This is a genomic window from Anaerobiospirillum succiniciproducens DSM 6400 (assembly GCF_000482845.1).
GTDB classification, from domain to species: Bacteria; Pseudomonadota; Gammaproteobacteria; order Enterobacterales; family Succinivibrionaceae; genus Anaerobiospirillum; species Anaerobiospirillum succiniciproducens.
Genome location: NZ_AXWV01000113.1, coordinates 1 through 6,365, shown reverse-complemented (window position 1 = coordinate 6,365; position 6,365 = coordinate 1). Strand labels below are relative to the sequence as shown.

Genomic DNA, 6,365 nt, shown 5'->3' with positions numbered 1-6,365 from the left:
TTTTTAGCATAGCTTAGGTATTTTTCTAGACAGGACTTTCGTTGTGGACGGTAGTTATTCAGCGCCAAGTTTGCTAACCCTGTACCTTGCAGGAGTAGTGTTTATAGTTATCATCCTAGTGCTAGTTTCATTCATCTTAAATTCCCGTCGTAGTGCACGATTAGAGAATACAATTGATGAGTTGCAGGAGCGTCTGCAAGTTAGTGAAATAGCTCTAGAAGATGCCAAACGTTCCTTAGATGAACTCTTTGGACGTAAAGCACGTGGCGAGCTAAAAGTACCTGAGCAACGCTATAGACTTGAGGATATTGTGTTCACCGATGAAGATGGAGAAGAGCACAATCTCAAGGACACCATCTCTCAGATTTGCGATGAGGTTGATAAGATCCGTGAGGAGCAAGCTAGCTCACTTGAAGGTATTCAAAAAGATCAGCAAGGTCTGGTGCATGCTGTTTCTCAGCTTAAGACCCTTATGGCTGCGCTCCCTGGCAATGCTGCAGTAAGTGCAGCTCAGCGTAGCAGCGGTTCACCTGAGAACAATGCCTCATCGAATAACGCTCCATCTGCTTCTCATCAGGGCCGAGAGTCTAGCACTCGTGAAGCACGTAAAAAAGCTCGTGCTGCACAGCAGCAGGCTGCGCGCTCCGTCATGTCTGATGCAAAGGCTACTTTTGCACCGCAGCACAATGATGCCTCTGATGATGGCATGTATGATCCACAGCAAGCCTTTGCTGCACAAAATCATGCTAGTGCTGAAGATGAGCCTTTTGATGCCTCCTTTGCCCAAACTGCATCTGATATTGCTAAGTTAGTGGGCACTGTCGATTTTTCTAAGATCGATCCAAATTCTGGTCCTGCCACCATTGGTGAGCACATGGCCAATGCTCAAGCTGATTCATCACATTCAAGCAAGAAAGAAAACCACTCTAATCAAAGATCTAACCGTCAAGGTAGCACTCGTGATCCTTTAAACCCATTAGGTATGGCCTTTGGTGCCGATCCTGGCGATAGAACTCATTCTTTAGGAGGCTCGTCTGGAGCTCCCAGGCAGGGGTTACCCCATGAGGGCACATTCATCGAGGTTGAGGTAGAGCCTCGTCCAACTTCAGCTCTTAATGCTGACAAAGCTGAAGCAAATCTTACCAATGAATTATCTGACTCAAATAGCAACTTAGTAGCTACAGCAAGCACTGATGCTAAAAGCGCTCAAAGCAATAGCTTGAGCGAAGAGGATGCCTATGCCTTAAAAGCATCCCAAGATGGCTCAAAGCGCGATGCTATTGCTGTGCTTAATGATGTGGTTAATGCCGCTAGCAGCATCATCAACACTGTAGATGCAACTCTAGCTAAGGGCATTGATTCAGATAATGATGAGTTTGCTAGCAACGCTGCAATGATGTCCAACACTCCATCATACATGGATGAGGTGGTATTACCTGATACTGCACTTAATGATGCTGAGCGTGCCGCTTTAGCTGGTACCTTTGGCCAAAGTGAGATGCTTGCTAAGTCTAAAAAATCAATAGCTGATAGCTCTTTAGATGCAAGTGGAGATGGCCTATCTGATAAGAGCACCTTGAGCTCTCTTTCAGCTGATATCACTATTTCTAGTGATAAGTCCGAGCCATTAGACGAGTCTAAACCAAGTACTCAAGTGCAATCGCGCAAAGAGGCTGACAATAAGATGCCGTCTATGGAGCGCATGTATAACCGCGCCTCAGGACTTACTGTTGATGAAGACTCTTGCGATATCAATTTAAACTCCTCAGATAAGGAACCAGGCTTTGGCAAGGGCCTTAATAAAGTTGCAACTTATGAGAGCGCAACTAAGCAAGTAGCATCAGACTCATTATCACAAGCTACTGATAAGACTCAGCTGACTATTGATATTGTGCCAAGCGAGTCTTTAGATGTTGATAAGCTTAAGGTTAGTGTAAGCAATGGTGCTCAAGACAACTCAGTTAGCGGTAAGGACATTACCGGTGACATGAGTGCAGCTAATGTTGCCTACTCTAATAGCGAGCAGAACAATGGCAATGCTCCTGTTGTAGATATGATCTACGATGAGGACTATGTGCGTAAGCAAAAGGACGAAAAGCCATTTGGTATTGATATCGCTACCTTAGACAAGGCCCATGCTTTTATTGAAGCTGGTGTTTCCTTAACCGAGTTATCTGCCCGTACTGGTCTTAGCGAAGATGAGTTAAGGCTGCTTTACGAGGTTGATGAGAACGGTAAGGTTATCGATAACAGCGCTCCATTTAGAGCCGAGAGCGATTCTGATAGCTTTAAGAGTTCAGATGACATCATCGACCATAGCTCTACTGATGCACAACATGATGGTAGTGGCGATGCTGTAGCTAAGGCCGATACAGCATTAGCTGTAAGCGCTGATAGTCCGTCAGCCGCTTTAGATAGTGATGAGCGTGCGGTTATTGAGTCCATTATGGGCAAGAAATCAGAACCGTCATACACTCAAGATGTTGATGGCACACCATCTGAAGTTGCAAGCAGCACTGACTTTGAAGAAAAAGATGAGGCTGAAAGCTTACGAAGCATCATCAGCGGTGCTGTAGAAGACTCTGATGAGAAGAATGAAGAAGAAAGTCTCTCTTTAAGTTTTGGCGCTTTAACTCCTGATGAGTCTGAACAGGTAGTATCTGCTCAGGTTGATATCGGTGAGGCTGAGGACTTAGCTAAGATCATCTCTGGTGGTGTTGAAGTTGAAGAGGAAAAGCATGAAGAAGAAATGCTTGCCGAAAGCCTTGCTAACGCCTCAGCAATTAAAGATGTAACTAAGTCTAATGACAGCGACATCTACGATGATGAAAAAGATGAAGAAGAGAGCTTAGCGCAGATTCTGGCTGCTTCAACAGAAGAGGGCAAGTCCTTTGATAAGGATGCGGCATTAGAGTCTTTAGAGTCTGATAACTTTGAACAAAATCTTGAGGCTATCGACCGTTTAGCAGATAGCATCATCAAAGAGAATTTGGGCAAAGATAAGTCCCGTAAGGCTAAAGTCGCAGCTTCATCTAATGTCGCTCAGGATGCTGATTATGAGTCAGCTCTTGCCGGTGCTTTAGGCTTAAGTGGTGATGATAACAACACTGTTTATGCTCAGAGTGCTCGTGCAACTATTAACAATAGTGCTGATGCAATGGGCGCATCTCAAGAGATCGCTCATGCTATGTCATTTGATAATCTCTCTGGTAACAGTCAGTACATAAATGACTTAAAGGCTGATATTGATGAAGAGCTCGCTGACGATAGCGTAACTTTACATGGTCGTGATCGTTTGCCTAATGCAGCTCGCATGATGAGTGCTAATACCAACACCACGGCTCGTAACGAGGCGCGTGAAGCCGTTGCTCGTGCAGCACAAGCAGAGGCTGATGCCTATGCTGGTGCTTTGGCATCAGATAATAATGTTGAGTCTAATGCCGCTCGTGCTGCCGCTGCAGCTGCTGCAGTACATAGTGCTCGTCGTAAGGCATTAGCTGAGCAAGGTCGTATTGGTGCAGTTGGTTCTGCCACTTCAGAGCGTCATGAGAAGGCTGATCCTTATGAGATTGCTGAGATCGCAGCTCGTACAGCCCGTGAGGCTGCAGCTCGTGCTCAAGCACAAGCTCAAGCTCAGAACCATGCTCAGGCACACGCCCCTGCTCAGGCCCCGGTTGCATCAGCTCCAATGGCCTCAGCCGGTGCTAATGTAAACACCATGGCAGGTAGCGCTCCTAGAATGACAGCCCCTGCTCCGGCTCGTGGTGGACCACTCTCTATTGGCGCGGTAGGCAGTTCTGCGCGAGGTGCAACCAACTTCTCCGCAGTTACAGCTATGAATCCAGGTATGTCTGATGTGGTTGCTATGGCACCAATGGCTTTAGGTAGCATTGAAGCACCAGGTGGCAATTACAATCCTCAGCAGGGCTTAGCCGCTGATGAAAATCCAGCCGACATCTTGAGTCAGGTAGTGGCCGGAGGCTTAAACTCCGTCTCCACTTTAAGCCAAGATCAGCTGGATATTCTTAGCGATCTGCAAAATAACGGTGCTACAGGCCCGCATTACGCCAACTACCAAGCACGTAATGCCTACGGCATCACTCGCCGCTAGAAAAGTGCCTCACATCACCCAAGCAAAAAGGGCAAGCTCTAAGCTTGCCCTTTTTGTTACTAGCAGCTGCAAAGAAATCCTGCCAACAGCAAGCTCATCAATGCAGATGAAAAAGCTTTTGCAGAAGCATCTTAAGATGCTATGAAAAAGCTTTGTCAGACGCAGTCTCCTTAGCTGCGCCGCAATAGAATGGCAGCCGCAGCCTAATAAGATGCGCCGCAACAGCCATGGAAAGCTCTCTTATTCGGATGTGCCGCAATAGAATTGCAGCTGCAGCCTAATAAGATGCGCCCAACAGCCTTGGAATGCCCTCTTATTCGGATGCACCGCAACAGCCTTGGAGGGCGCTATTATTCGGATGCGCCGCTTGTATCCTCAGGGAGGTTGCGCTGCACTTGCTGCTTTTCAATGAGGTCATTGACACCATGGTCGGCTTGGTTGATATTGCCGGTGCCGATGGAGATGCCATACTCTGCAGCAATATCATTCACATCGGACATGCTCTCATTTTCTAGTCTAAATAAGGTCTCATCGTCAGTAATGACTTGCTGATGCAGTTTGCTAGTAAGTCTGGTCTCATCCATATACTCATCTTTAACAAAGTTGTTGCCTTGCTGTTGTTTTGATGAGGCTTTGTGCTTGTTTTTATCTTGCTGCTTTTGAGCCTCTTGTTGCATTTGCGCAGGTGTTCTGTGAGAGTTTATTGACTCTCTAACATCGAGGCTATAGCCCATTGGCAGAATGTTAATCTTGTCTTCTAAGAGCTGATCGTATTTGGCCTTAGCCTCCTCTTGCTCACGGAGTTTGGCAAGTGCAGTGCCCTCAGAAAGAATATCGATAATACGACGCTTCTGATCGTAGGTTAGATTCTTTGGTAGTACGGCTAAATCAGTAACCTTACGTGAGATCTCGCCACTTTCGATATTCACCATTGGCAATATGATCTGCAGATCAGTTGCCGCTCCGTCAGCACGCATAATGGATGAGTCCATCACGCTTTCATCATAGGCATTAAGCTCGCTAGTGCTATCTTCTGCCTTGCTCTTGGTAAGCTCATTGCTCTTTGTTTGCGCATTATCAGAGCGAGTGCCGCTTAGGATTAAAGTGCCTGGCTTGCTTTGAATAGCAGCGTTATTCGCATTTACTTGAGTAGCATGTAACTTAGCTTTAGCATCTTCTAGCTTTTGCTTATCTTCACGCTCTTTAAGCGCAACTTCAGATGCTTTAGTCATGCTGATGGTGCCCTTAGATGGCTTTACCTTAGATCTTAAGGAGATCACCACAATCTCATTAGGCACGCCTAAGCGCATTGGATAGCCTTGCCATACATTGATACCACGGCTGACAATGACATTGGTGTCATTGACCTTGTAGTGACCTGAGACAAAGCCATTGTTCATAAATGAAACTATTGGTGCGGCAATATTCATCAAGCCGCCGTGGGTATGTCCTGAGACTACGAGATCGGCTTTATTGTCGCCTGTAGAGAAATCCTCACCATAGGCAGGACGATGGGAGAGCACAATGGTTGGGGCCTTGCTCTTGAGCATAGCCTTCACACCTGTAATATCTGGCATTGGCAGGTTGTAGTTAGCAGCCTTAGGATCAGTAACGCCGCCTAAAGTCAAAATGGTCTTACCATGTTCATCTTTAATGTGGGCTACTTTGTTATCAAGGCTAATGAGGCCACCTTGCGTAAGATAGTTTTGCCACTTGTTATAGTCAGAGTAGTACTCATGATTGCCCGAGCTAAAGTAAACGCCATACTTGGCGCGTAAATCAAAGTAGAGCTTAGCAAGAGCATGACGTTTGTGCACTTGACCGTCGATAAGATCACCAGGTAATAAGACAAGATCAGGGTGAAGACGGTTAACTCGAGCAATGATATCCGCAACATATGATGGATTAGACTGCGAAGAGATGTGCATGTCGCTAAGCACTACAATACGCAGCTTATCAAGCTCAGGAGCGAGCTTATCCATCTTAACTTGATAGTGAGTTAAATTTGGCTTTCTGTAAGTACAGGCGGTTCCGTAAATTGAGATAGCTGTTGCGATGGACAGCATGATCATAAGATAGAACAGCGAGTGCGCAGGAATTATGAATGCTCGATAGTCGACACGTATGGCTTTGTAGACAAGATTGATGACCACTCTAATGAGCACGAGTGCAGCTAAAGTAATGAGGATGCTGCGGGTCATCTCAAGGATGAAGTACAGATTGTATGGGATATTAGGATCGTAGGCTGTTCCAC

At 46.2% G+C, this 6,365-nt stretch carries 2 protein-coding genes; one reads left to right on the top strand and one right to left on the bottom strand.

The window, feature by feature from the left end; translation table 11 throughout:
- Positions 1 to 43 precede the first annotated feature (43 nt).
- Positions 44 to 4,111 (top strand): hypothetical protein, encoded by a 4,068-nt coding sequence (locus H524_RS0111535; RefSeq protein ID WP_156907609.1) that lies wholly within the window; start codon positions 44 to 46, stop codon positions 4,109 to 4,111.
- 350 nt (positions 4,112 to 4,461) lie between these two features.
- Here H524_RS0111535 and H524_RS15705 read toward each other — a convergent pair.
- Positions 4,462 to 6,365, bottom strand: a 1,904-nt coding sequence (locus H524_RS15705; protein ID WP_044122239.1) for a metallophosphoesterase, incomplete at its 5' end; no start/stop codon positions are given.